This is a genomic window from Kordia jejudonensis (genome assembly GCF_001005315.1).
Classification (GTDB): domain Bacteria; phylum Bacteroidota; class Bacteroidia; order Flavobacteriales; family Flavobacteriaceae; genus Kordia; species Kordia jejudonensis.
This window is the reverse complement of the sequence record NZ_LBMG01000003.1, coordinates 26,518-51,763: the sequence shown is the minus strand read 5'-3', so window position 1 is coordinate 51,763 and position 25,246 is coordinate 26,518. Positions and strand designations below refer to the sequence as shown.

The 25,246-nt window shown below is 32.7% G+C and carries 17 protein-coding genes and 1 tRNA gene; 11 read left to right on the top strand and 7 right to left on the bottom strand.

Features of this window, described 5'->3' with window-relative positions; translation table 11 throughout:
* Positions 1 to 177: 177 nt before the first annotated feature.
* Together AA089_RS02020 and AA089_RS02015 are read right to left on the bottom strand one after the other, a co-directional pair.
* On the bottom strand, positions 178 to 2,415 hold the full coding sequence (locus AA089_RS02020; RefSeq protein ID WP_046755240.1) for a SulP family inorganic anion transporter: 2,238 nt from the start codon (positions 2,413 to 2,415) through the stop codon (positions 178 to 180).
* The gene (locus tag AA089_RS02015; RefSeq protein ID WP_046755377.1) at positions 2,412 to 3,260 is read right to left on the bottom strand and encodes a universal stress protein; all 849 of its coding nucleotides are present in this window, start codon (positions 3,258 to 3,260) and stop codon (positions 2,412 to 2,414) included. Before AA089_RS02015 ends, AA089_RS02020 begins: the two co-directional genes overlap by 4 nt.
* Positions 3,261 to 3,467: 207 nt before the next feature.
* On the opposite strand from AA089_RS02015, the gene AA089_RS02010 reads away from it, so the two are divergent.
* A complete protein-coding gene (locus tag AA089_RS02010; protein ID WP_046755239.1) occupies positions 3,468 to 5,885 on the top strand; it encodes an HRDC domain-containing protein in 2,418 nt (805 codons plus the stop codon).
* 92 nt (positions 5,886 to 5,977) lie between these two features.
* The gene (locus AA089_RS02005) at positions 5,978 to 7,828 is read left to right on the top strand and encodes a cation:proton antiporter (protein ID WP_046755238.1); all 1,851 of its coding nucleotides are present in this window, start codon (positions 5,978 to 5,980) and stop codon (positions 7,826 to 7,828) included.
* Between the two features lie 596 nt (positions 7,829 to 8,424).
* Here the strand turns inward: AA089_RS02005 and lepA are convergent.
* Complete coding sequence (gene lepA, locus AA089_RS02000) at positions 8,425 to 10,221, bottom strand: translation elongation factor 4 (protein WP_046755237.1); 1,797 nt, start codon at positions 10,219 to 10,221, stop codon at positions 8,425 to 8,427.
* A 157-nt stretch (positions 10,222 to 10,378) separates the two neighbouring features.
* Here lepA and AA089_RS01995 point away from each other — a divergent pair, with 157 nt between their 5' ends.
* Both AA089_RS01995 and dusB read left to right on the top strand, forming a co-directional pair.
* On the top strand, positions 10,379 to 12,781 hold the full coding sequence (locus AA089_RS01995) for a TonB-dependent receptor domain-containing protein (protein ID WP_046755236.1): 2,403 nt from the start codon (positions 10,379 to 10,381) through the stop codon (positions 12,779 to 12,781).
* A gap of 65 nt (positions 12,782 to 12,846) precedes the next feature.
* Positions 12,847 to 13,839, top strand: a complete 993-nt coding sequence (gene dusB, locus AA089_RS01990) for a tRNA dihydrouridine synthase DusB (protein ID WP_046755235.1) — start codon at positions 12,847 to 12,849, stop codon at positions 13,837 to 13,839.
* Positions 13,840 to 13,965: 126 nt separating this feature from the next.
* Here the strand turns inward: dusB and AA089_RS01985 are convergent, their stop codons facing one another.
* Positions 13,966 to 15,174, bottom strand: a complete 1,209-nt coding sequence (locus AA089_RS01985) for an ABC transporter permease (RefSeq protein WP_046755234.1) — start codon at positions 15,172 to 15,174, stop codon at positions 13,966 to 13,968.
* The gene (gene rbfA / locus AA089_RS01980; RefSeq protein ID WP_046755376.1) at positions 15,175 to 15,567 is read right to left on the bottom strand and encodes a 30S ribosome-binding factor RbfA; all 393 of its coding nucleotides are present in this window, start codon (positions 15,565 to 15,567) and stop codon (positions 15,175 to 15,177) included.
* A gap of 95 nt (positions 15,568 to 15,662) precedes the next feature.
* Between rbfA and mce the strand changes: the two genes are divergently transcribed.
* The 7 genes from mce to AA089_RS01945 all read left to right on the top strand — a co-directional run bounded on the left by mce (position 15,663) and on the right by AA089_RS01945 (position 21,850).
* Positions 15,663 to 16,064, top strand: a complete 402-nt coding sequence (gene mce / locus AA089_RS01975) for a methylmalonyl-CoA epimerase (RefSeq protein WP_046755233.1) — start codon at positions 15,663 to 15,665, stop codon at positions 16,062 to 16,064.
* Between the two features lie 52 nt (positions 16,065 to 16,116).
* Positions 16,117 to 16,190, top strand: a tRNA-Ile gene (locus tag AA089_RS01970).
* A gap of 166 nt (positions 16,191 to 16,356) precedes the next feature.
* The gene (locus AA089_RS01965) at positions 16,357 to 17,565 is read left to right on the top strand and encodes a site-specific integrase (protein WP_046755232.1); all 1,209 of its coding nucleotides are present in this window, start codon (positions 16,357 to 16,359) and stop codon (positions 17,563 to 17,565) included.
* 38 nt (positions 17,566 to 17,603) lie between these two features.
* Positions 17,604 to 18,419 (top strand): hypothetical protein, encoded by an 816-nt coding sequence (locus AA089_RS01960; RefSeq protein WP_156168860.1) that lies wholly within the window; start codon positions 17,604 to 17,606, stop codon positions 18,417 to 18,419.
* Between the two features lie 118 nt (positions 18,420 to 18,537).
* Positions 18,538 to 19,869 carry a DUF3987 domain-containing protein gene (locus AA089_RS01955; protein ID WP_046755230.1) on the top strand — a complete coding sequence of 444 codons (1,332 nt, stop codon included), beginning with the start codon at positions 18,538 to 18,540 and terminating at the stop codon, positions 19,867 to 19,869.
* Between the two features lie 120 nt (positions 19,870 to 19,989).
* On the top strand, positions 19,990 to 20,859 hold the full coding sequence (locus AA089_RS01950) for an AAA family ATPase (protein WP_046755229.1): 870 nt from the start codon (positions 19,990 to 19,992) through the stop codon (positions 20,857 to 20,859).
* On the top strand, positions 20,831 to 21,850 hold the full coding sequence (locus AA089_RS01945) for a DUF3871 family protein (protein ID WP_046755228.1): 1,020 nt from the start codon (positions 20,831 to 20,833) through the stop codon (positions 21,848 to 21,850). The genes AA089_RS01950 and AA089_RS01945 overlap by 29 nt, the downstream gene beginning before the upstream one ends.
* Before the next feature lie 33 nt (positions 21,851 to 21,883).
* Here AA089_RS01945 and AA089_RS01940 read toward each other — a convergent pair whose 3' ends face one another.
* On the bottom strand, positions 21,884 to 24,271 hold the full coding sequence (locus AA089_RS01940) for an AIPR family protein (protein ID WP_046755227.1): 2,388 nt from the start codon (positions 24,269 to 24,271) through the stop codon (positions 21,884 to 21,886).
* Positions 24,264 to 25,244: a PD-(D/E)XK motif protein gene (locus AA089_RS01935; RefSeq protein ID WP_046755226.1), complete on the bottom strand. Its 981-nt coding sequence runs from the start codon at positions 25,242 to 25,244 to the stop codon at positions 24,264 to 24,266. The genes AA089_RS01940 and AA089_RS01935 overlap by 8 nt, the downstream gene beginning before the upstream one ends.
* Between the last annotated feature and the right edge of the window lie 2 nt (positions 25,245 to 25,246).

Genomic DNA, 25,246 nt, shown 5'->3' with positions numbered 1-25,246 from the left:
AAGAAAACCAATCCTATATTTTTGATTTTTGAGATTATTTTAAATTTAGAAGTATGGTTTTAATAGAAGTTCTCAGTTATTGACTTATGTGTGTTATGATACTATTTAGGAGTTTTTTGTTGGTAAATATCAAACAATTTGATTAAAGTGAAGAACATTGTCTAGACAATTGCATGTTTATTTTCGAAGTACATTTTTCAAGCGTTTTCCAAAGTCAAAAAGCACTTTAATTTCCTTGATATTTGCCAAACGTTCTTTTCCAAAAATCAACAAGGCTTTTCCGTTCGATTCTACATGATAATACGGATTGCTTTCAAAGAAATGCACCAAATCATCATTAAAATATTGCTGAATTGCTTTTCGGTCTTCGCCTAATAAATAGAAACGATAGGAGAAGTCAGAATGATTGTCAATTGGAATGTCTTCAAATCCTGCAAATGCATATACTTTTTCCAGAAAACCTTCTCTATCTAGCGTAAATTCAGGGATTTCTTCATTGAGTTCTACATACATCATGGTAGTACGAACCACTTCTTTTGCAATAAATTCTCCTTCAGAAAACTCTAAATCGAACAACCGAACCGAATTGCTTTCTTCTGCCAATTGATTGTAAGTATGATTGATTTTTTTTGTGCGAAAGAATAAAAAATTCTCCAAAAAGTGAATGTCTTTATTTTTGTTTGATTCGTAACTCAAGTCATAATCTAGCGACAATTCTTCCATTGTTTTTTGTCGTCGAGTTAGGTTTGACAACAAATTCGGAATCGGCAAAATACGTCGCAATGCAAACGGATGTTTAGAATCTGTTCCGTGCATATCGAGTCCGATAACTTCAAAATGTCCACCACGTTTTGCAAATATTTCTTGGTAATTGTTGAGGTTTTCCATTACGGTATGATCTACAAATTCACACATAGAAAAATCAACAATTACGTCTGTATCTTCAGGAATTGCGTCAAGCTTATTTTTTAGTTTATAATAGTTTAAAAAACTACAGAAATGCTTCACACTCAAAAAATAATCATTGCTTGTATCTTGTTCTTTAAACATCAATACATTTGGCTTTGTAAGATTTCGAATGAATAATGAAAGACTTTTGTTGATAATGATATGAATGATAAATGTCGTAAAAACACCAACGGCAATTCCTGTAATCAATCCTACTTTTAAGGTTGTCAATAAGGTGACAAAAAAGATGACCAATTGTTCTTTTCCAATCGAAAATATTTTGGTTACAATGACAGGAGACGCCAATTTATAACCTGTATATACTAAAATTGCCATTAAAGCGGGCAACGGAATTCGAGTTAACTGTGTACTAAAAAGAGCAATGAAAAGTATTAAGAAAAATGCATGAAAAAAGTTTGCCGATCGGTTGCTTCCGCCATTATTCACATTTACGGAGCTTCGGGCAATTACGGTAACTACATTCAAACCGCCTAAAAAACCACTTCCAATGGTTGCCAAACCAAGCGCTTTTAAATCTTTATTTACGTTCGATCGTCTTTTTTCAGGATCCAATTTGTCAACAGCTTTGATGCTTAATAACGATTCAATACTCGCAATGAGCGTCAAGGCAAAAGCACCTGACCAAAAACCAGCTTCGCCAATTTTACCAAAACTAATTTCGGGCAAATCGGTTATAATTTCATTAAAACTTGGAACTGCAGGAATCATCGCGCTTGCCGCTATAGGATTTGGCATTTGTAGTACCAATTCGTAGTAATAACTAAATGAAATTGAGAGTAATACAATCCACATTGGTGCAGGAACCAATTGCAAATATTTGTTTCTGATTTTTGGATAAAACACCATAATACACAAACTAATAATTCCCGCAAAAGCGGCATATGTAAGACCAGAATCTTTATTTGAAAAGAGTCCAATAATTGTTTTAGGAATCCCGAAAAGCAATGCCAACACGCTTCCTTCTTCAAAAATGGTAAACGAACCAATACTAACAGGAACGCCTTGAAAACCCTGATTTCCTAGCATTACATGTGTTGATTTTGCCAAAATAATGAGTCCAATAGCTGCCAACATTCCCTGAATTGCGGACGATGGAAAAAAATCGGCAAGTTTGCCCAATCGTAAGAAACCTAAAAGCAATAACAACACACCTGAACATATAATAGCGCCGTACGCATCGTTGATTCCAAGTGTACTAATGGTAATGAGTAATACACCAACCAAACCATTTCCAGGACCTGTAATAGTGACATAACTTCCGCCTAAAATAGACACGACAAATCCGCCAACAACGGCAGCAATAATTCCTGCAATTGGTGGTGCTTCACTTGCCATAGCCAATCCTAAACCAAGTGGCAATGCAATAAGACTTACGACAAAACCAGAGAAAATGTTTTTGGGAAGTGTTTTTAGGAAATCTTTAAAAGTATTTTTTTTGGGACTCATTGAATAATTAGTACGTCGGTTGGTAGTTCGGTTAAAATGTGTTCAATATCATGTGGAAACAAACGATCCCAAAAGGTCATTTTTTCTGGCGCATTCATCACGAGCAAATCGGCACGGACAACTTGTGCATAATGTCCGATAGAATAACCTCGTTTTCCAAAAATGGGTTGCGATTTTATGACAATTTTTTCTATATGTTTTTCAGGAATTTCGGTTACCATTTTTTGAATCCGGCTTTCTTCACGCATACGAATCCGCTCTTTTAAAAGTGTAGCTTTTCGTAACGATTTGTCATCATCAACATTAACAGCAACTTCCTGTTGACTAATTTCTTCAACAATCGTAATTTTTTCAGCGCCCAATTGATGTCCCACATAAAAAGCAGAAGCAATGGCTTGTTTTGTTTTGTGATCTTCCAAACCATTTACCACGATATGTTCGCACGGAACGCGTTCTACGGAAGGATTGATCATTAATAAAATAGAGCAATTTGCTTTACGCGTAATTTTTCTTGCAATAGAACCAATATAATATTTTACAAAATTTTCACGTTGTAAGGCTCCTAAAATCAACAGATCGATCTTTTTTTCTATCGTTGTAGATAAAATAACATCAACAGGTTCGCCCGTTTTAAATACAAGTTCGTAAGAAAGATGTTGCGCGCTAAATGGGTTTAAAATTTCCTTAAGTTTTTGAATCTTTTCGGACGATTTTTCTCCAACATGAATCAATACCAACGTTGCTTGAAAAAGCAAAGATAATCGTGCGGCTTCGTAAATGTTGGCTTTTAGATTTGGAGAAAACGCGACTCCAATTCCGATGATTTGAAAAGGTTTTTGTTGCAAAAAGGTTATTTCTAGGATTCGGATTGAAAGATAGTATTTTTTTGATGATATTATCGTTCTTCTACCAAAATCATACTTTTTAAAAATATGTAGTGTTGCAAGTACCAATTTTGAAGACAATCAATACATGCTACGTTTAATCAAAAAAATAGTTCAAAGTAAAATTAGATCAGCTATTTCTGTTAACTTTAAGGCAAGAAATATCGCATGGAAATTAACAGAGAGCTAGACTTAGCATTTAATTTTATAGAAAAAACGAATAGAAATCTATTTCTAACCGGTAAAGCAGGTACTGGAAAAACTACCTTTTTACACGAACTCAAAGCAAGATCATTAAAGCGATTGGTCGTAGTTGCGCCAACAGGTGTTGCTGCAATTAATGCAAAAGGTGTAACTATTCATTCCTTTTTTCAGTTGTCTTTTGATCCGTTTATTCCAAGCACTACAGGAAAAACGAGTACAGTTCAACGCAAGTTTAGTAAAACAAAAATCAATATTATAAAATCGCTCGATCTTGTCATTATTGATGAAATTAGTATGGTCCGTGCCGATGTTTTAGACGGCATTGATGAGGTGTTGCGAAGATATAAAAGAAGCACTGCGCCTTTTGGTGGTGTACAATTACTATTAATTGGCGACTTGCAACAACTTTCGCCCGTTGTGCGTCCGCATGAATGGCAATTACTGAAAGATTATTACAAAACTCCTTATTTTTTTAGCAGTATAGCGTATCAAAAAGCGGCTATTGTGGCTATTGAATTGAAATATATTTACCGGCAACAAAATCAAAAATTTATCGCCATTCTGAATGAAATTCGCAACAACCAACTTTCTGCGGCTTCTGCTAAAATATTAAACACACAATATCAGCCAGATTTCAATCCGAAAAAGGAAGATGGTTACATTACACTGACTACGCACAACAAACGTGCAGACGCTATCAACAAAAAGGAATTAGACAATTTGGCGAGTAAAGAAAGCGTATACACTGCTAACGTTTCAGGAGATTTTAGTGAAAAAATGTATCCAAATAGTGAACATTTAGTGCTCAAAGAAGGCGCGCAAGTAATGTTTATAAAAAACGATAGTTCCATTGAAAAGCGTTATTACAACGGTAAAATTGGCACCGTTTTGCATTTGGACGAAGATACAGTCACGGTAAAATGTTCAAATGACGATATTATTGAAGCTTCTTATGAAACTTGGGAAAATATAAAGTACACGCTTGACAAAGAAAGCAAAGAAATTTCGAACACTATAGAAGGTACTTATACGCAAATTCCGTTACGTTTAGCGTGGGCAATTACCATTCATAAAAGTCAAGGATTAACATTTGACAAAGCTATCATTGATGCCGAAGCTTCCTTTGCACACGGACAAACGTATGTAGCATTGAGTCGATGCAAAACTTTGGAAGGAATTGTACTAAAAACCCCGATAAAAGCAGAAAATATCATCAGTGATACCACGGTAAATACCTTTACAAAACAAGTTGAAGAAAACGAACCCGATGAAGCTGATTTAAAAGCTTCGCAAAAGGCGTTTCAATTAGAGTTGATTCATGAAGTGTTTGATTATCATGATTTTATGCATCCGATAAATCGATTGATATCTTTGTATCACAATCATAAAAATACTTTGAGTGGAAACATTTTGCAACCGCTTGAAACACTAAAAGATAAAGGAATTATTCCGTTACTAAAGATTAACAATTCGTTTAAAAATCAATTGGAAACTTTAGCAGAAAATAGTGAAAATCCTGAACAAGATGCTACAATTCAGGAACGTTTTAAAAAGGCAATTGGTTATTTTAAAACACACACAAAAGCGCATATTGCAACCGTTTTAAGTACGTTAACGTTTACAACGGACAATCAAGCGATATCAAGCGATTTTGAAAAACAATTGAAAGAAGTAGAAGCGCAATTGGCAATAAAATCTAAAATTTTAGAAGCATTATCAGGCAATTTTTCAACAGAAAATTACTTAAAAATACGTGCAAATTCAATCTTAGAAGTTTCAGAAGTTAAGGTTGTAAAACGCGCAATTGCAACATCTACTACGCACGAAGAATTATTTGAAGATTTACGCATGTTTAGATTAAGTGTTTCTAATTCTGAAGACATTCCACCGTTTCAAATATTTACCCAAAAATCACTATTTGAAATGTGCGAATTGTTACCAACAACACTAAAACAGCTGAAAAATATACACGGAATGGGCAAAAAACGTGTAGAAAAATATGGTGACGAAATTTTAGAAATCATACAAGAATATACCACTAAACACAACTTGGAGTCAAAAGAAGAAGTGGTCGTGATTGAGGTTGAAAAGAAAAACACCAAAGAAATTTCGTTAGATTTTTTCAAGGAAGGTTTGTCTATTGCTAAAATTGCAGGCAAAAGAGCATTGGCGGCATCCACTATTTTAGGACATTTGGCACATTATGTTCAGGAAGATGTATTGGATATTACCGAAATAATACCAGCAGCAAAAGTTACCAAAGGTTTGGTACTTATCAACGACAATACTTTTGAAGATTTAAACGAACTCAAAAAAATTGCAGGCACTGACTTTTCATACAATGAACTTCGAATATTGTTGAAATACAGTGAAAAAACATAATTTTAAAAAACAGTTTCTTTAATATCACAACATCTCACTTCTGTTAAGATTATAATTGTTAAATTTACGACTCAATTTTAAAAATTGCGTACATGCTCGAATTAGCGGGAATTATCATTTTAGGAATATTGGCACAATGGGTGGCGTGGAAGTTTAAAATTCCAGCAATTTTACCCTTAATTCTTATTGGACTGTTAGTGGGACCAATTGCCGCAGAATTTTTATCAGAAGATGGAACAAAGTGGATTGAACCAATTTGGGATAATGATAAAGGAAAAGGACTTTTTCCTGGAGATAGTTTGTACTATTTTGTGTCGCTTGCCATCAGTATCATTCTATTTGAAGGTGGATTGACACTGAAACGATCTGAAATTAAAAATGTAGGACCAGTCATTACAAAACTCATTACATTAGGTTCTGCAATTACCTTTTTTGGAGCTGGACTTGTAGCACATTTTATTTTTGGATTGAGCTTTGAACTGTCATTTCTATTCTCAGGATTGATTATTGTCACAGGACCGACCGTAATTACACCAATTTTGCGAAACATTCCTTTGAAAAAAGACATTTCAACCGTTTTAAAATGGGAAGGAATCTTAATTGATCCAATTGGTGCCTTGGTTGCCGTTTTGGTATTCGAATTTATAAGTGTAGAAGGCGATAGCGGATTTACCAAAACAGCTTTGATTGAATTTGGAAAAATTATCCTTTTTGGAACTACATTCGGATTCACGTTTGCACACGCATTGGCCTACGCTATCAACAAAAAATTCATTCCACATTACTTACTAAATGTAGTATCATTATCCGCCGTATTATTGGTTTTTGTAGAATCAGAAATATTTGCACATGAATCTGGTCTACTGGCAGTTGTTGTGATGGGAATGGTACTTGGAAACGGAAAATTAGAAAACATAAAAGAACTTTTATACTTTAAAGAATCGCTCAGTGTCTTATTGATTTCCATACTGTTTATTCTACTGGCAGCTAACATTAATATGGAAGATTTGATGTTGTTATACAATTGGAAAACTGCGGCGCTATTTGCGGTGGTTGTATTTGTAATTAGACCTTTAGGTGTATTTTTAAGCACCACGAACTCGAAACTCAAAGTCAACGAAAAGCTATTTATCAGCTGGGTTGGCCCACGTGGTATTGTAGCGGCAGGAATTGCATCTTTATTTGGAAGTAAATTAGTGAAACAAGGAGTTGAAGGTGCAGAATATATTACACCATTGGTATTTATGATTGTGCTTGGAACCGTTTTACTAAACGCAACGACGGCGCGATTGTTTGCAAAATTGGTTGGTGTATTCTTGACAAAATCAGATGGAATTTTAATAGTTGGTGCCTCAAAAATATCACGCTTGTTGGGACATTATTTAGAAACCAATGGACGCCATGTAGTTTTAATAGATAGCAATCAAAACAACATAGAAAAAGCAAAAGAACTCGGTTTAGAAGCGATTAATACAGATATTTATTCCAATACTTTAACAGACAACATAGAACTCAACGATGTTGGTTATTTGATGGCAATGACAGGAAACTCTGGAATTAATAAGTACGCCATTGATAAGTTTGGAGCAGAATTTGGTGAAAATGGTTCGTTCCGACTGGTTACCAGAGAAGAAATGTTAGATGATACTAACAATCCGAAAGAAGGATTATTTTCTAACACTGATGATTATGGTACGTTGACGGAAGTAACGCGAAAATATCCTTCAATTCAAGAAATTGATATTAACGATAAGGCACACTACGAAGGTTTGATTGAAATTACGAATAAAGACAAAGACATCATTCCGTTGTTCATTAAAAAAGAAGATAACGAGTTTTATATTATCTCTTCACACAATATGGAAGTAGACGAGATAGGTGAAAACTGGAAGCTTGTCTATTTAGGAAAACCATTTGATGTGGAAGATACGGAAACGAATTAATTTACTTATATAGATATTAGACCGCTTACGCTGTTAGAATTGAGATCGCTTTTTCGCTTTGCTCGAAGCTGTTAGAACTTTACAAATAGCAATTAGTATTGAGAAGTACTTTTAAAATCATAGTTTTTTACCATGAATTTTTTCTTGTGTGAGAAGTTGAATCAAGTTAAGCTTTACGCAATCGAAACCAAATGTCATTCCTGCGCAGGCAGGAATCTACAAAACAAAAACAGATTCCGCATCAAGTGCGGAATGACAATTTCAAATAAAACGTTACTTCGAATGATTTTTCAAAAATAAAAAAAGAAAAATTGTATGGAGAAGTATTTTTAAATCATAGTTTTTTACCATGAATTTTTCCCGCGTGAGAAGTTGAATCAAGTTCAGCTTTACGCAATCGAAACCAAATGTCATTCCTGCGCAGGCAGGAATCCACAAAATAAAGACAGATTCCGCATCAAGTGCGGAATGACAAGTTCAAACAAAACGTCAATTTGAGTGAAATTTCGAAAAGAAAAGAAGAAAAATTGTATCGAGAGGTATTTTTAAAATCATAGTTTTTTAACCATAATTCCTCTCAATACTCACAACTAACTTTAATCATTTAGTTTCAAAACCGCCATAAACGCTTGTTGTGGTATTTCTACATTCCCAACTTGGCGCATACGTTTTTTACCTTTCTTCTGCTTCTCTAAAAGTTTACGCTTACGCGAAATATCTCCACCGTAACATTTTGCAGTTACATCTTTACGAAGTGCTTTGATGGTTTCACGCGAAATAATTTTTGCTCCAATAGCTGCTTGAATAGGAATATCAAACTGTTGTCTTGGAATCAATTCTTTTAGCTTTTCACACATCTTTTTACCAATGTTATACGCATTGTCAGCATGAATTAACGCAGAAAGTGCATCAACCGATTGTGCATTCAATAAAATATCAACACGCACTAATTTCGATGTGCGCATTCCAATTGGTGAATAGTCAAACGACGCATATCCTTTGGAAACAGTTTTCAATCGATCATAAAAATCAAATACAATTTCTGCCAAAGGCATATCAAATGACAACTCAACACGTTCTGTTGTTAAATACGTTTGATTTGTAATTAAACCACGTTTTTCAATACACAACGACATTACATTTCCAACAAAGTCAGATTTTGTAATGATAGTTGCTTTAATATACGGTTCTTCTACACGATCTAAACCTGAAGGATCAGGCAAATCAGAAGGGTTATTTACGATGATAATTTCATCAGGATTTTTCTTTGTATATGCATGATACGACACGTTAGGAACTGTCGTAATTACCGTCATATTAAACTCACGCTCCAAACGTTCCTGAATAATTTCCATGTGCAACATTCCTAAGAATCCACAACGGAAACCAAAACCTAAAGCGGCTGAACTTTCTGGCGTAAATACCAACGAAGCATCATTTAGCTGTAGTTTTTCCATCGAATTACGAAGTTCTTCATAATCTTCCGTATCTACAGGATAAATTCCGGCAAAAACCATTGGTTTTACGTCCTCAAAACCTTCAATTGGGTTTGTTGTGGGCGTTTTAGCATCCGTTATTGTATCTCCAACTTTTACTTCGCGCGCGTCTTTAATTCCTGTAATTAGATATCCAACATCGCCTGTTTTGATCTCTTTCTTTACAACTTGATTCAGCTTCAAAGTTCCAACTTCGTCTGCACCATATTCGTTTCCAGTAGCAACAAACTTAATACGTTGTCCTTTTTTAATAGAACCATTCATGACTCTAAAATACGTTTCAACACCACGAAACGGATTGTACACAGAATCAAAAATTAAGGCTTGTAACGGCTCGTCATAATTTCCTTTAGGAGCAGGAATACGGTTGATAACGGCTTCTAAAATATTGTCTACACCAAAACCTGTTTTTCCACTTGCGTGAATTACCTCTTCAGGATCGCAACCTAATAAATCAACGATATCATCGGTTACTTCTTCAGGATTGGCGCTTGGTAAATCTACTTTGTTTAATACGGGAATAATTTCTAAATCGTTCTCTAAAGCGAGGTATAAATTTGAAATCGTTTGTGCCTGAATACTTTGCGCAGCATCAACAATAAGTAAAGCACCTTCGCAGGCAGCGATAGATCGTGAAACTTCATAAGAGAAATCAACGTGTCCTGGAGTATCAATTAAGTTCAAAACATATTCTTGTCCTTCAAACGTATATTCCATTTGAATGGCATGCGACTTAATCGTGATTCCACGTTCGCGTTCTAAATCCATACTATCCAATAATTGATCTTGCTTTTCTCGTTCCGTAACAGAGCCTGTAAAATCTAACAATCTGTCAGCTAACGTGCTCTTTCCATGATCAATATGTGCAATAATGCAAAAGTTTCTAATGTGCTTCATCTAATTCTATAGCTAATGATTTGCAAATATAGCTTTTTACAGAGTAAATACACATGTTTTATGCGTGTTTACAAAGATTTTTTAATTTAATATGTAGCTTTTTTTCTACGTTAAACAAAAATGAATATATTTGCCCTGAATTAACCTAACCAATGCCATGAATCTAAAAATCACAAGTTTATTTGTGTTTTTTACAGTTTTTACTGTGTTTGGTCAAGAAAAGTACCAAGTATCAGGTAAAGTAATTGCTTCCGAAACGGAAACTGCAATTGCTTTTGCCAATGCAGTATTATTGCAAGATGGCAACGTAGTCAAAGGAAGCTCAACAGATACTTCAGGAGCTTTTGTAATTTCGAATGTAACTTCAGGAAAATATACGCTTAGTGTTAGTTATGTAGGCTTTGCTTCATACAGTAAAGAAATCAACGTTACGTCTAAACTTGATGTTGGTATTATTCCACTTAAAGATGATAACGAATCTTTAGACGGTGTTACCATTACTGCCAAAAAACCAAAGTTGAAACGCGAAGTTGATCGGTTGGTGTTTAGTGTAGAAGGTACGGCTTTGACTGAAGATAATACGTGGGAAGTATTACGCAGAACGCCAGGAGTGATTGTTATTAACAACACATTATCTGTTAAAAATAGCACGCCAACGGTTTATATTAACGATCGAAAAGTGCATTTATCTGCAAGTGAAATATATCAATTACTAGAAGGAACGCCAGCACAAAATGTAAAATCGGTTGAGGTAATTACCAATCCGCCAGCACGTTATGATGCGCAAGGTGGAACGATTTTGAATATTGTAATGTCTAAAAATCTAATTTTAGGTTATAATGGAAGTATTTACGGGAATTTTACACAAGGAGTTTTTCCACGTTACAATGGTGGAATGAATCATTTTTACAAACGTGATAAACTTAACATTTTTGGAAATTATAGTTATACGCATACAAAGATTAATAGAGATAATGATGAACGTATAAATTATTTAGATAATACTACAACAACATCAGTTTGGAATTCAGCTATCAATAGAAATACAACTGAGAAAAGGCATAATGCTAATCTTAATATAGATTATGAATTTGATGAAAAAAACACCTTAAGTTTCTCAGGAAGTTTGTTATACAATCCGTATTGGAAACGTAGAACGTTAACGAATTCTACGGTGGACGATCAAACAATGGCGAATGAAGACTTCTCTTTGGCGGCGATTAACAACTACAATCAAGATAAACACAATTTAGGATTGAATCTAGAATATGTACATCATTTCGAAAAAGAAGGAGAAAAGCTTTCGGCAAATGTGCATTATACTGATTATGATAGAAGTGGCGACCAACATGTAGCTACAGATTATGATGTAGTGTCAAATTTAGATTTTTCAACCGCTTTTACCACAGATGCGAGTCAGGCAACTAATATTGTCAGTGGACAGCTCGATTATGAATTGCCTATAAGCGAATCTGCTAATTTTGAAGCAGGTATAAAAGCTGCAAACATTGACACGGACAGTAATTTATGGCAATTTAATATTCAAAACGGAGTTCCTGTATTAGATGTTAGCAATTCGGATACGTTTCAATACAATGAATCTATCTATGCAGGATATGTGAGCTACGCTAAAAATTGGGACAAATGGAGTGTAAAAGTTGGTTTTAGAGGAGAACAAACAGAACTCAAAGGAACTTCTCTCAGTACAAATCAGGTAAACACACAAAACTACTTCGAATTATTTCCAAGCGCTTATCTAAGTCATAAAGTATCCGACAAATTAAATGCGTATGTAGACTTTAGTAGACGTATTCAACGACCAAGTTTTGATAATTTGAATCCGTTCCGATTCAACTTTACTGATTTTTCGTTTGTTGTTGGAAATCCAAGATTGCAACCTGCCATTGTTAATAGTTATAAGGTAGGAGTTGAGATCAATGATAAATTTTTTATTGAAGCTTATTACAGATACAATAAGTCTGCAATTTTTGAATTAACGCTTCAAGATAACGATAATGATGTATTGCAATATATTGCGTCCAATATAGAAAATAGTGTAGAGTATGGACTTGATTTTGTGACGTACTTTGCTATACTTGATAATTGGGATGTTTCTTTTGTGACTTCAATGTTTCGAAATTCAGATCGATTTACTTTAGGAAATAACGTGCGTACAACACAGCAAAAATGGGCAAATTATACAACACTTGATAATAATTTTACATTTCTAAAAGATGAAAGCTTAACGGCAAACCTTTCATTTTTATACATATCAGCTAATATTCAAGGATTATCTGAAGTTTCAAATAGGAACTTGGTAAGCTTAGCGCTTCGCAAAACAATTTGGAATAAAAAAGCAACACTTTCTTTAACTTTCAACGATATTTTTAACGGACAAAAATTTACAAATACTACGGTTTTTGCGAATCAAAATAGTGCCTATAGTTCAGATTATGATACACAAACGGTTCGTGTAGGATTCCGTTACAATTTTGGAAATACCAAGCTTAGTACCAATCAGCGTACAAAATCTTCTTCTGAACAAGAACGTTTAAAATAAGCGTCTTTTTAAAACGTTGTAAATTTTCATGTATCTTTGCCGAATCTTTTAAAAAACAATCTATTGTGGTTAAAATAGGAGACATAGAGTTACCAGACTTTCCGTTGTTGCTTGCGCCAATGGAAGATGTAAGTGATCCGCCATTCCGCGCGTTATGCAAAGAACAAGGCGCAGATGTTGTGTATACTGAATTTATTTCTTCTGAAGGACTCATTCGTGATGCGGCAAAAAGCACCATGAAACTTGATATTTACGAAAAAGAACGCCCTGTTGGAATTCAAATATTTGGTGCAAACCTTGATTCCATGTTAAAATCGGTAGAAATTGTTGAAAAATCAGGTCCAGATATCATCGATATCAATTTTGGTTGCCCTGTAAAAAAAGTAGTTAGTAAAGGTGCTGGAGCAGGAATTTTAAAAGATATTGACTTGATGGTTTCACTAACGAAAGCCATGGTTGAACACACAAAACTTCCCGTTACGGTAAAAACACGTTTGGGTTGGGATCATGATACCATAAAAATTGTAGAAGTTGCCGAACGCTTGCAAGATGTCGGTTGTGCAGCAATTGCGATTCACGGGCGTACGCGTGCACAAATGTACAAAGGTGACGCAGATTGGCATCCAATTGCAGAAGTAAAAAACAATCCGCGCATGCACATTCCTGTATTTGGAAATGGCGATGTAAACTCTCCAGAAAAAGCCATGTTAATGCGAGACAAATTTGGCTTAGATGGCGCCATGATTGGTAGAGCAAGTATTGGCTATCCTTGGTTTTTTAGAGAAGTAAAATACTTTTTTGAAACAGGAGAACACATGGCAAAGCCAACAATGGAAGAACGTGTAGATGCTGCGCGACGTCATTTGCAAATGTCTATTGATTGGAAAGGCGAACGTTTGGGTGTTTTTGAAACCAGAAGACATTACACCAACTATTTCAAAGGAATTCCACATTTTAAAGAATACAGACAACGCATGGTAACTACGGACGATTCTGCAGGCGTTTTTCAAGTATTTGATGAGGTTTTTGAGAAATTTGGCGATCATCAATTTGTGTAGATTGAAGATTGAATGATGTAAGAATTCAAAGATTGAAATAGTAACTGAAAGATCAATTTTAACAACTAGATTCAAGCTACTCAAAAACTGTCTATTATCTATATTCTTAGTTCTCTTTCATCAGATCTATCTAACAATAAAATTACGATTGATTCTATGACTTGCTAAAAAAGAAGCAAATACACCTAAAATAGTAATCGTCAAAAATACTGTCACACAGTTCATAAAACGCAATTCTACAGGATATGGCAAACTAGGTGTTATGTAAAATAGCTTAAATTGTAATTGGCAGAAGATTATAATTACACCAAGCGCAATTCCTAACAAACCTCCTAAAACGGTAATAATAATTCCTTGAAAGAAGAAAATTTGTTTAATTTCTAGAACAGTTGTTCCCATGCTAAACAAGGTTTTCATATTGCTTCTTTTGTCTAAAATCATCATCACAATTGCTCCGACAACATTAAACAAGGCTAGAATCAATACAAGTGTAAAAATTAAGTAAATCGCAATATTTTCGGTATTCAGCATCTTATACAATGCGCTATTCAGTTCAATTCTAGTCTTAATTAACACCTCATTATCAAAAATAGAAGTCAGTCGCTCTTTTATCAAAACTTCATCAGCATTTGGCTTCAACTTGCATTCGATATGTGTAATTTCATTTGCGTTTAAATCCAATAATTCTTGCGCCAATTCTATATTGGTAAATACATATTTACTGTCCAAATCTTCATTAATTCGATAAATACCTTTAGTAATTACATTAATCTTCTCATACGGACTTTTAGAACTACTGGTAATGCTTTTTGTACCAGGCTTTGGAACAATAATTTCTAACAAATTGCTGTAATCTTGAGCCACAACGCCTAAAAGATTGGCGGTTCCGACACCAATAACAGCTTCGTCAAATACTTGCGGATTTATCCAATTTCCCACATACATAATACTATCAATTGCATTCACATTTACAAAAGAAGCATCGATTCCTTTAATGTTGGCAATATGATGTTTATTATTCAAACTCAGTACTACACGTTCTTCTACCACTTTCGAAAAAGAGGCAATACCAGGAACTTTTTCTAAAGATTTTAATTGTGTATCGCTTACGCGAAAGGACTTTCCAGTTGCTGCTTCAATCTTAATATCAGGATCAAAATCGTTACTAAACGACAAGCTAAAAGTCTTCAATCCTGCAAAGCCTGAAAGTACAATGAACAAAGCCAATGCACCAATAACCACAACCACACTTGTGACAATGTTAATAATATTAATAGCGTTTTGTGAACTTTTAGAAAACAAATACCGCTTGGCTATGTAAAAAGGGAATTTCAATTACGCTTTCTTTCGTTTATCTAATAAATTAGGATCTTCAATTGGGTTTTCTTCTCCTTTCAGGGATTTTTCAATATTTTCAATATATTCCAATGAATCGTCTACATAAAAGGTCAAACTAGGAACCTTTCGTAGTTGATGCTTTACACGTTGTGCCAATTCGTGCTTAATCAAAGGCGCGTTTGATTGTATGCCTTCTAATAATTCTTTTCCTTTACCGTGCGGAAAAATACTCAAATATACTTTTGCTACGGAAAGATCAACCGTTACGTTTACTTTCGTTACTGAAATAATTACGTTTGTCATTCCGCCGCCACGTGCTGCTCCTTGCAAAATATCTACCAAATCTTTTTGTAAGACACCTGCTATTTTTTTCTGTCTGTTACTTTCGATATCACTCATAATGCTGCAAAAATAGAATATTAACACCACAAAACGTTGACTTTACTACTGAATTGCAATAACTTTACGCCAAATTAAGGAAAAACGTGAATAAAATAGAACATATTGGAATTGCTGTCAAAGATATTGAAGCCTCCAACCAATTATTTGCTAAGCTGTTCAACAAGGAACACTACAAAATGGAAGCTGTGGAAAGTGAAGGCGTAAAAACCTCTTTTTTCCAGTTGGGCGAAAGTAAAATAGAACTATTAGAAGCTACGCGTGACGACAGTCCTATAGCGAAATTTATTGCTAAAAAAGGCGAAGGCGTACATCACATTGCTTTTGATGTAACTGACATTCATGCAGAAGTAGAAAGACTTAAAGGCGAAGGGTTTATCGTGCTAAACGAAACACCAAAAAAAGGCGCTGACAATAAATTAGTGGTTTTTTTACACCCAAAATCCACCAATGGAACACTCATAGAGTTGTGTCAAGAGATAATTTAATGCACTTATATTTTTTCGGAATTAAAAAAAATAGTAATATTGCACCCGCATTGGTCCCATAGCTCAGCTGGTTAGAGCATCTGACTCATAATCAGAGGGTCCTTGGTTCGAGCCCAAGTGGGACCACTACTTAAGAGTCAGACATAAGTCTGACTCTTATTATTTACCACATATTCAAGTTATTAGTATTTTTCTTCTCCTAGACTTATCCACTACAATTCATTAAAAAAAGGCATACAATTCGGCACACCATTCCTCAAAAAAAGTACCCCAAAATTTAAAGCATAACATTATGAATAACAATAAATTAAGTGTTCTGTTTTTAATTGACAGGACAAAACAGAATAAGCAAAATAAGTGTCCTATTAAATGTAGATTAACTTTTAAAGGTAAAAGAAAGCAGTTTTCTACAGGTTTTTTTATTAATCCTAAAGATTGGAAAAGTAAGTTACAAAAAGCTAGTCCACCCAATAAAAACAATGATTATCTCAATACACAGTTAAGTCTGATTAAACAACAAATTAATCAGGCTTTTTTGTTTCTACAAGTTAACAATGAACAGTTTGATGCAGAAGATATTTATCTTCAACTTAAAGGTATAGCAACAAAAAAAGACAAGACTATTTTAGAAGTATTTCAAGCACACAATGATAAGGTAGAAAAGTTAATAGGTAAGGAATATGTATTGCCTACATTGTGGAAATACAAGCAAGCTAAAACTCTTTTAAAAGACTTTATTTCATTTCATTACAAGAAGAATGATTTTCAATTTAAAGACCTTGAAATTAGTTTTATTAAAGAATACGAGTTCTATCTTAAAACTGAAAAGAAACTGGCTCAATCCTCAACTTATAAAGCAATTCAGAGATTTAAACGTATTGTGAAAATTGGATTGTCTGAAGGATATTTAGATAAAGATCCTTTTGTTATGTATACATGTAAAAACCCTAAAACCCAAATAATTTATTTAGATAGTAATGAATTAGCTAAACTAGAAGAATATTCTTTTGCTCAAACTAGATTAGAACAGGTAAGAGATATGTTTATATTTTGCTGTTATACAGGACTAGCTTATGCAGAAATGTCAGCTTTAAGTTCTGAACATGTAATTGATGGATTTGATGGTAATAAATGGATTCAAATACATAGGAAGAAAACAAATGCTAAAGTATCTGTTCCTTTATTACCAAAAGCTCTAGCTATTTTGACTAGTCAAAATAATATATCTTCAAATAAATTACTGCCAGTAATATCTAATCAAAAGTTTAATTCATACTTAAAGGAAATTGCAGAAATAGTAGGTATTGAAAAAAGGTTGACTCATCATATTGCTAGAAAGACATTTGCCACTACTGTATTGCTATATAATGATGTACCAATGGAAGTGGTTTCTGAATTATTAGGGCATTCTAAATTAGATATCACTCAAAAGCATTATGCTAAAGTGGTACAGAAGAAAGTAAGTGAGCATATTATAGCATTGAAAAAGAAACTAAAATAATTATTTTTTTTAGGTTCAATTTGCAGAATTTGCAAATTATGCATTATTTGCAGTTAATGATTTACAATTGGAGAAAGTTTAAAGGGCAAAACCAGACTTATGAATCAATATCAGAAGATATTGAACTCATTACATTTGATGTAAAAGAGATGTCACTTAATGAAGAATTAAATAAGTTTTCTAAACCTTTTGTAAATATCTACAGAAGTTTTTCAATACCAAAGTATAATAATGATACTCTAGAATCTTTGGTAACTCATATATGCATGATGGATAAAGTTGAAGACTTCATAATACTAGGTTGTGCATTACAAGAAATCTTTTCAAATAATTTTAATGAATCATTAGGATTTGCAGGAATAGGCTTTAGTAATTACAAAAAAGATTTTGAAAAGCTTTTGAATTTTCTTTCAGAGTATCTACACAGTGAAAGTAGAACTCCCTACAGCGGCATACTCTTTAAAAATAAACTTGGCAATGAATCACTACAAAACCCCTTTGTTATTGATGATGTATATGAAGCTATTTTTAAAGGGTTTAATATTAATAAAGAGAATTTTGAAACTCGCAAAGTAGAAATACTGAATGGAACAAACCTATTTGATTTAAAAAAGAATGCTGAACGTTTTAAAGATGATTTCATAAAGATTTTTTTTAGTTTTTTGAAAGAGAATTTAACCTCAGAAAATCAATGTTTTAGGGTTGTAGGTGTATTTCTTCATATATTTTCTGTTCCATATAAAACTAAAGCTGAATCTATTGATATAACAGCAGATATAAAAACACTTTTATCTTTAGTGGATTACCAACATATTAGAAATAATATTATTAGAGATAGAAACTTTCACACTTAATACTAAAACAAATTACACCTTTTTTTTCTTCAATTTTGTTTTAAGCTTATCCCATAATTCTTAAGAAATTTGTAAAAGTTACAGGATAATCCTGTGATATAATTAATTCATTTAAAAAATGAAAAACAAAACAAATTTAAAAGCAATTTTTGAGGGTTCATCAGTTATTGCAGAGACTGTAAGTTCAAAAAACTATATACCAAATGAAGTATATACCAACTTACCAGAGCCATTAAGCGGATTATCTAATCAATTTTCAGACAGGGAAAAAGATATTATCTTATTATCTTCAATAGGAGTTTTAAGCGCTTGTTTACCTAATGTTTATGGGCAATATGATGATAGGGAATACAATCCAAACTTGTACGTTTTTATTATTGCACCACCAGCATCTGGGAAAGGAGTAATGGATTGGAGTAAATTACTAATTAAACCAATTCATGATGCTAAATATGCAGAGTATAAAAGGAAGTTAAAGGAATTTCAAGATAGTTCTGGAAATGATTTAGTTAGTCAACCAAAACTAGCTATAAAGATTATACCTGCTAATGTTAGTAGTTCCAAGTTTTATATGCATTTGAAGTATTCAGAAGATAGTGCATTGATATTTGAGAGTGAAGCAGATTCATTGTCTAACATGTTAAAACAAGATTGGGGGGATTTTTCAGATTTAATGAGAAAAGCATTTCAACACGAAACTTGTAGTATTAGTAGAAACGATAGATTTTATGAAGTAGATAAGCCAAAATTATCAATGGTGTTATCTGGTACACCAAATCAAATAAAACCTTTGATTTCCTCTAAGGAAAGTGGACTTTTTAGTAGGTTTTTATTTTATTATTTTGATGAAGTTGAGGGGTGGAAAGATGTTTCCCCTAAAGTAAATGCATCTAATAAGAAACAACTTTTCGAACAAGCTGGAAATGATGTTAAGCAATTATATGAGAGACTTCTAAAATTAGACCTAATAGAAGTTAAAATGACTTCTGTTCAATGGAAAGTCTTCAATGATGAAATGAGTGCTATAACCAATACTTTTTTAGGGGATAAAGATGCTTTTGTATCAGTTACTAAAAGATTGGGATTGATAGTTTTTAGAATAATAATGATTTTTACAGTACTAAGAAATTCTTCAAATATTGAAGATAATTCAGTTGAGATTTATACTAATGATATTGATTTAAATTCAGCATTAGGTTTGATAAAATATTTAGTAAATCATAGCTTGTTTGTTTTTGATAAATATGAAAAAGAAGTAAAGAGATTAACTCTACAAGATAGACAACTTTACAAAGAACTCCCAGATGATTTTAAGAGAAGTGAAGGTGTTGAAATTGGAAGAAAACTTGAAATACCTGAAAGAACTTTTGCAGAAATATTGAAAAGATGGCAAGTTGAAAGAATACTAGAGAAAGTAAAGCATGGGAAATATAAAAAACTACCCATATAAGAATTACAAAATTTGCAATAATTGCAATTGTTGCAGTATGAAAAAGCAGGCATTATGCCTGCTTTTTTAGTTTAATCTAAACACAATTAAAATACATATTAACCTTTAAAAATATAAATTATGAAATTAAGACAATCTGAACGTAAGAAAGCTAAAATCAAACTGGCATTACAAGGCAGTTCTGGAAGTGGTAAAACATATTCTAGTTTGCTTCTAGCAAAAGGACTAACTAATGGAGACTTATCTAAAGTTGCTATTATAGATACTGAGAATGGTAGTGCAGATTTGTATGCACATTTAGGTAATTATAATGTATTATCATTACAACCACCATTTACACCAAAAAAATATGTAGAAGCAATAGAAGTATGTGAAAAAGCTAATATGGAAGTTGTAATCTTAGATAGTATTTCACACTGTTGGGAATATCTATTAGACTACCATTCAAAACTAGCAGGGAATAGCTTTACAAATTGGGCAAAAATCAAACCTCTTGAAAAAGTATTTTTAAACAAAATACTTCAATCTCCAACACATATTATTGCCACTATGCGTACTAAACAAGACTATGTTTTACAGCAAAAAGATGGAAAATACATTCCTGAAAAAGTTGGTCTTAAATCTATTTCTAGAGATGGAACGGATTATGAATTTACCCTTGTATTTGATGTAGATATTAAACACTTTGCTACTAGTTCTAAAGATCGTACAGGCTTATTTATGGGTAAACCTGAATTTGTAATTAATGCTTCTACAGGTAAGAAAATATTAGAATGGTGTAATTCTGGTGCTAGTTTAGATGAGGTTAGAGAGAAAATAAAGAACTGTAATGATATAGAAGCTTTAAGACAGCTTTACAATCAGTATTATACAATGAAAGATTTAGATGAAGATTTTAAGCTTCAGAAAGAAACTATTCAATCAAAAAAACAATTATTAAATCCTCAAAACTTTAGCCAAAATGGACAGACAAGTCATACCAATGCATAACCTAGAATTAGTTCCTATTACTCCTAAGACACAAATTGAAAGTAACTCAATCCAACTAGTCAAAACGGAGTATTCACAGAATCCATTTATAGAGGCTAATACTAAAAATGTTAGTCTTTCTCATTTACAAAAGGATTGTATAATACCAGTCTTTAGTAAGGATAATGAACGCACAATAAGTCATCAAGAATTTGTTGAGGTAGCATATAATTGTGTTAGTAAGGTGTTTTCACATCATAGCATAGATGCACCAGAAATAAGAATAAGCCATCAAATTAAAGGTAGAACACCTAGTGCAATACACAAGTCAGCTAAAGACTTATTAGATCATGAAAAGACACAATACTACGAAAGAATGGCATTTATAATTCGTGTACCTAGTATCACAGAAACTATCAATGGAAACAAGCTGTCTTTGATGGTTGGTGGAGTGCGAGCATATAATAGAGAGAATTTGTATTCCAAGAAGTCTGTTGAGAAGTTCCAAGTATTTATAGGGTTTCAAAATATGGTATGTTGCAATCTATGTATAAACACAGATGGTATGCAGTCAGAAATACGTGTAGGTAGTGTAAATGAGTTAGCAGTAAAAGTACAGGACTTAATTACCAATTATGATGCTGAAAAGCATTTAAAAGAAATGTTAGCTCTAACTGAATATAGTATTACTGAATCACAGTTCGCACAACTTATTGGAAGAGCAAAGCTTTTTAACTATCTACCAAAAAATGAAAAGTTACAGATTCCACAATTGCTTTTAAATGATGGGCAGATTAGTTCTATTGCTAAAGATTATTATCAAGATGAAAGGTTTTGTAAAAATGAAGATGGAAATATTAATCTTTGGAATGTATACAATCTATTCACATCAGCCAATAAGAGCAGCTATATTGATACTTTTTCAGAAAGGAACGTCAATGCTTATGAATTTTCAAAAGGTCTAGCACAAACTCTCAATGGTAATTCTAACTACCGTTGGTTTTTGAGTTGATTAATGCTCAACTTCTTTAATTAGAGGTTGGGCTTAATATTTGATCCCAAATTTTTTCACTTTATTTAGAGATTCAAAACATTTCAGTAGTGCTTTTTCTTTTATAGATTCCCTCTTTAAAAGTTTTGAACTAGTGTATTTAATATTGGATAGTTCTTTATATTCAAAAACCTTAGTTTGCTCACCTAAATCAATGATTTTTTTCCATTCTTCTGATGATAGTAATTTTAGTCTGTCGTAAATTGGTTTTATCTCAACTACTTCTTTTTCCTTTAGGTCTGAAAGCTTTTTAATTTCATCGACTTTATCAGGGTTATTGACTATGAATCCTAATCCTTTTTTACCAACATGGCAATCTTTAGAGTTTAAGTTTCTATTCTCTTTTAACTTTTTCACTAAATTAAATAGCTCATAAAAATCTAACCCATCAACAGAGTTTTTGTCTACGTACTTTTTTAGACCATCCCAAAACTGTATACCATGTTTCTTGATTTCACTTATTACAAAAAGGTTGTTTTCTGTATCATTTTCATCAACTTCTTTTTCCTTTGCTCTTATGTTAGCCTCCTCTTGACTAATTAAATACTCCTCTAAAACATTCTTGTCAAGGTTGTACTTTTCTTCTTGTAATCTTTTCCAAGACAATTCTTTTTTTGCATATTCTGATATAAGCGTATTTACTGCATTTTTAGTTAAATGGTTATACACAAATACAAGTAGCTCTCTAAACATCTCTATAAAAGAATCTTTAAGCCTTTGCTCATTGTAGATTTTCCACAAGTCAGTTCTATTATTAGTTAAGAAATGGTAGTAAGCTACAGTATATGCTACAGAAAAAGATTTTAAGTTAGTGTCACCTATAGCATCAACATTCTTTCTTCCAAAGAGCTTATCAACAGTCTTGAAAATGATTGCATTGGCAATAAATTTTTTATAGAAATTCTCACCTGGCATTTTGTTTTTTTCAACTAACTCATTAATGCTTTTGGTAAAATCAATAAAGTTTTTCTGAGAACCTCTTGATACCATATAAGGCTTTTGCTCCCAAAGATTCATGTACTTGGCAATGTCAGATTTTACAAACTTCTGTTTTGTTGGATTTTGTTCTTTAAACTTCTTTTGCATACTTGGAGTAAGCTTATTAATAGCTTCTCTGTATTGTCCTTTTACTCTTTCAAAATACCACAGAATAGATTGGTTTTTATTCTCTGGATTAGCAACATATTTCTTTCTAGATAAGCTTTCTATTTTTACAAAATATGGGTTGTTAGATGATAAGTCTAATTCTGTAACCTTATTTTGACTATTAGCATATCTGGCAATATTAGGAACTTCTATATTTTTCTTATCAATGTCCTTAATAACAGTTAACTTCATTTGAACGGAAATACTACTTAAGTCTGCATCTTTATATTTTTTTTGGGTGTGATACAAAGAAGCTGTAGTTTGTCCTCCATTTACAATTTGAAAATCATTTAATTTTGTAACGAATAACTGGTTGTTTATGACTTTTGTTTTGACTTCATTAGCTGTAGCAGTTATACCATTATTGTATGGCAAGAACATTTGTGGTTTTTCTCGAATAGTATCTCTAATACCTTTATTGTACCTACCTGCTTGCCCAAGAAAAGCTCTTACATTACTTTCTAATAATTCATTAGAAAACTCTTTATACAAATTAGCTAAAACATAACCAGGAATAATAGCTAAGTAACAATCATATAATTCATCTATAGTAGGGACTTTTAAACATTGAATTCCTTGTTGATTGTTATCTAAGAAATCAGCAAAATTAATTTCAATAGGCTCCCTATTACTATTCGTCTCATTAATTCTAAAAAATCTATTTATGTCCCAAACATGAAGATTTATGCTTAAGCTTTCATCTATTCCTTTTATTTTTATTTTATCTACTTTCTGATTTGAATTACCATTCATTAATAAGTAGATATTAACTCTATCAAAAAGATGGTTTTGCTTTCCTATAATTTTTAGAAGCTCGACTAATTCATCATTAGATGAATCTATATAGTCTATATGCCTTTTAATAGCTCCGTTTAGGAATCTCTTTATTTGATTTAAGGTCTTAGTAAATTCTGTTGAAAGAATATTGTAATCATAATCATCAGGATTATAATAAGTAATGAACAGTTCTAAGGTTTCAAAATAACTCTTATTACCATCATCTTTGTAAGAGTCTTTCAAGCAATAACCGTTAATTTTCCAATCAATTCCCCCTTTTGAATTAGGATGAATGAAGGATAAAACTCTAGCGCCATCAGTCTTACCTATGGACTCAAGAACCTCAATACAATACTCAGTAAATTTATCTTCGAAACTAGAGCCCTCACCATCTGAATATACTAGTGCTGCAACTTCAGACTTTACTTCATCTATGTAATTTCTTAAAGCTCTATTCATTCTTTACTTCATTAATTATTGTATCAAAATCAACTCTATATTCTTCAATAGCGGAATTTTCAATGTAATAAGAGGTGTTATAAATTCCTTGAGGTAGGCTATCAGTAGTTAGTTTTGGGAAAGAATCATTGACTTGATATAAAGACCTTGATTTTACTCCATATTGAGCATTGTAATTATCTCTATCTTCATCATAATATTCTGCTGATTCAAGTTTTTCATTAAAGTACTTTAGAGTAGCTGAGTTATTAGATATTTTGTCACGAATAATATCTACAGCAGAATTAAGTGAAATACCGTTTTCCTTTAATGTTTCAGATGCGTAATTATTTAAAAAGAGATTTTCAACATTAGAAGTATCTAGTTGTCGTTCACTAGTGATTTTAATTCTAGGCAGTTTAGATGTGGTGAATTTGATTTCAAAACAAGTTGCTCCAAGAGTAAAATCTTTATCTTCATAATCAGGACCAGTCCAGCAGTTTAAAAGGTAGTCTGGGTTAATATTACTGTCAATTAACTCATTTAGAAATAAAAGTTCACCTAAAAGCCCTTTTTGTTGCTCTAGTGTCAACCCTTGGGTATTTAGTTTGTCAAATAGCTTTTTCCATTTTTGAATGACGTTTGATGTAATTGTAATTGCTTCATTTTCTGTTGGTACATTTGTAATTTCCTCAATAATATTTTCAACAAATAGGCTAAATATGTCTTTAAGCTCATTATCAATTAAATATATATTTAACTCTTTACTGTCATCAAGGTCAAATATATCTATTCTAACACCTTTAAAACTTGAATTTTTAAATTCAGGAATTATAGTATGTGAGGATACCTCCATTAGATATAGATGATTCCCTGTTAGATGATTTGTAGCTGCAAAGCAATTGAATTGAGGTAGTATATCAATTCTAGTCTTTATTATTAATTCATCTTTTGAAGGCTTTTGCAATTCCCAAATTGATTTTAAATCTAACATAG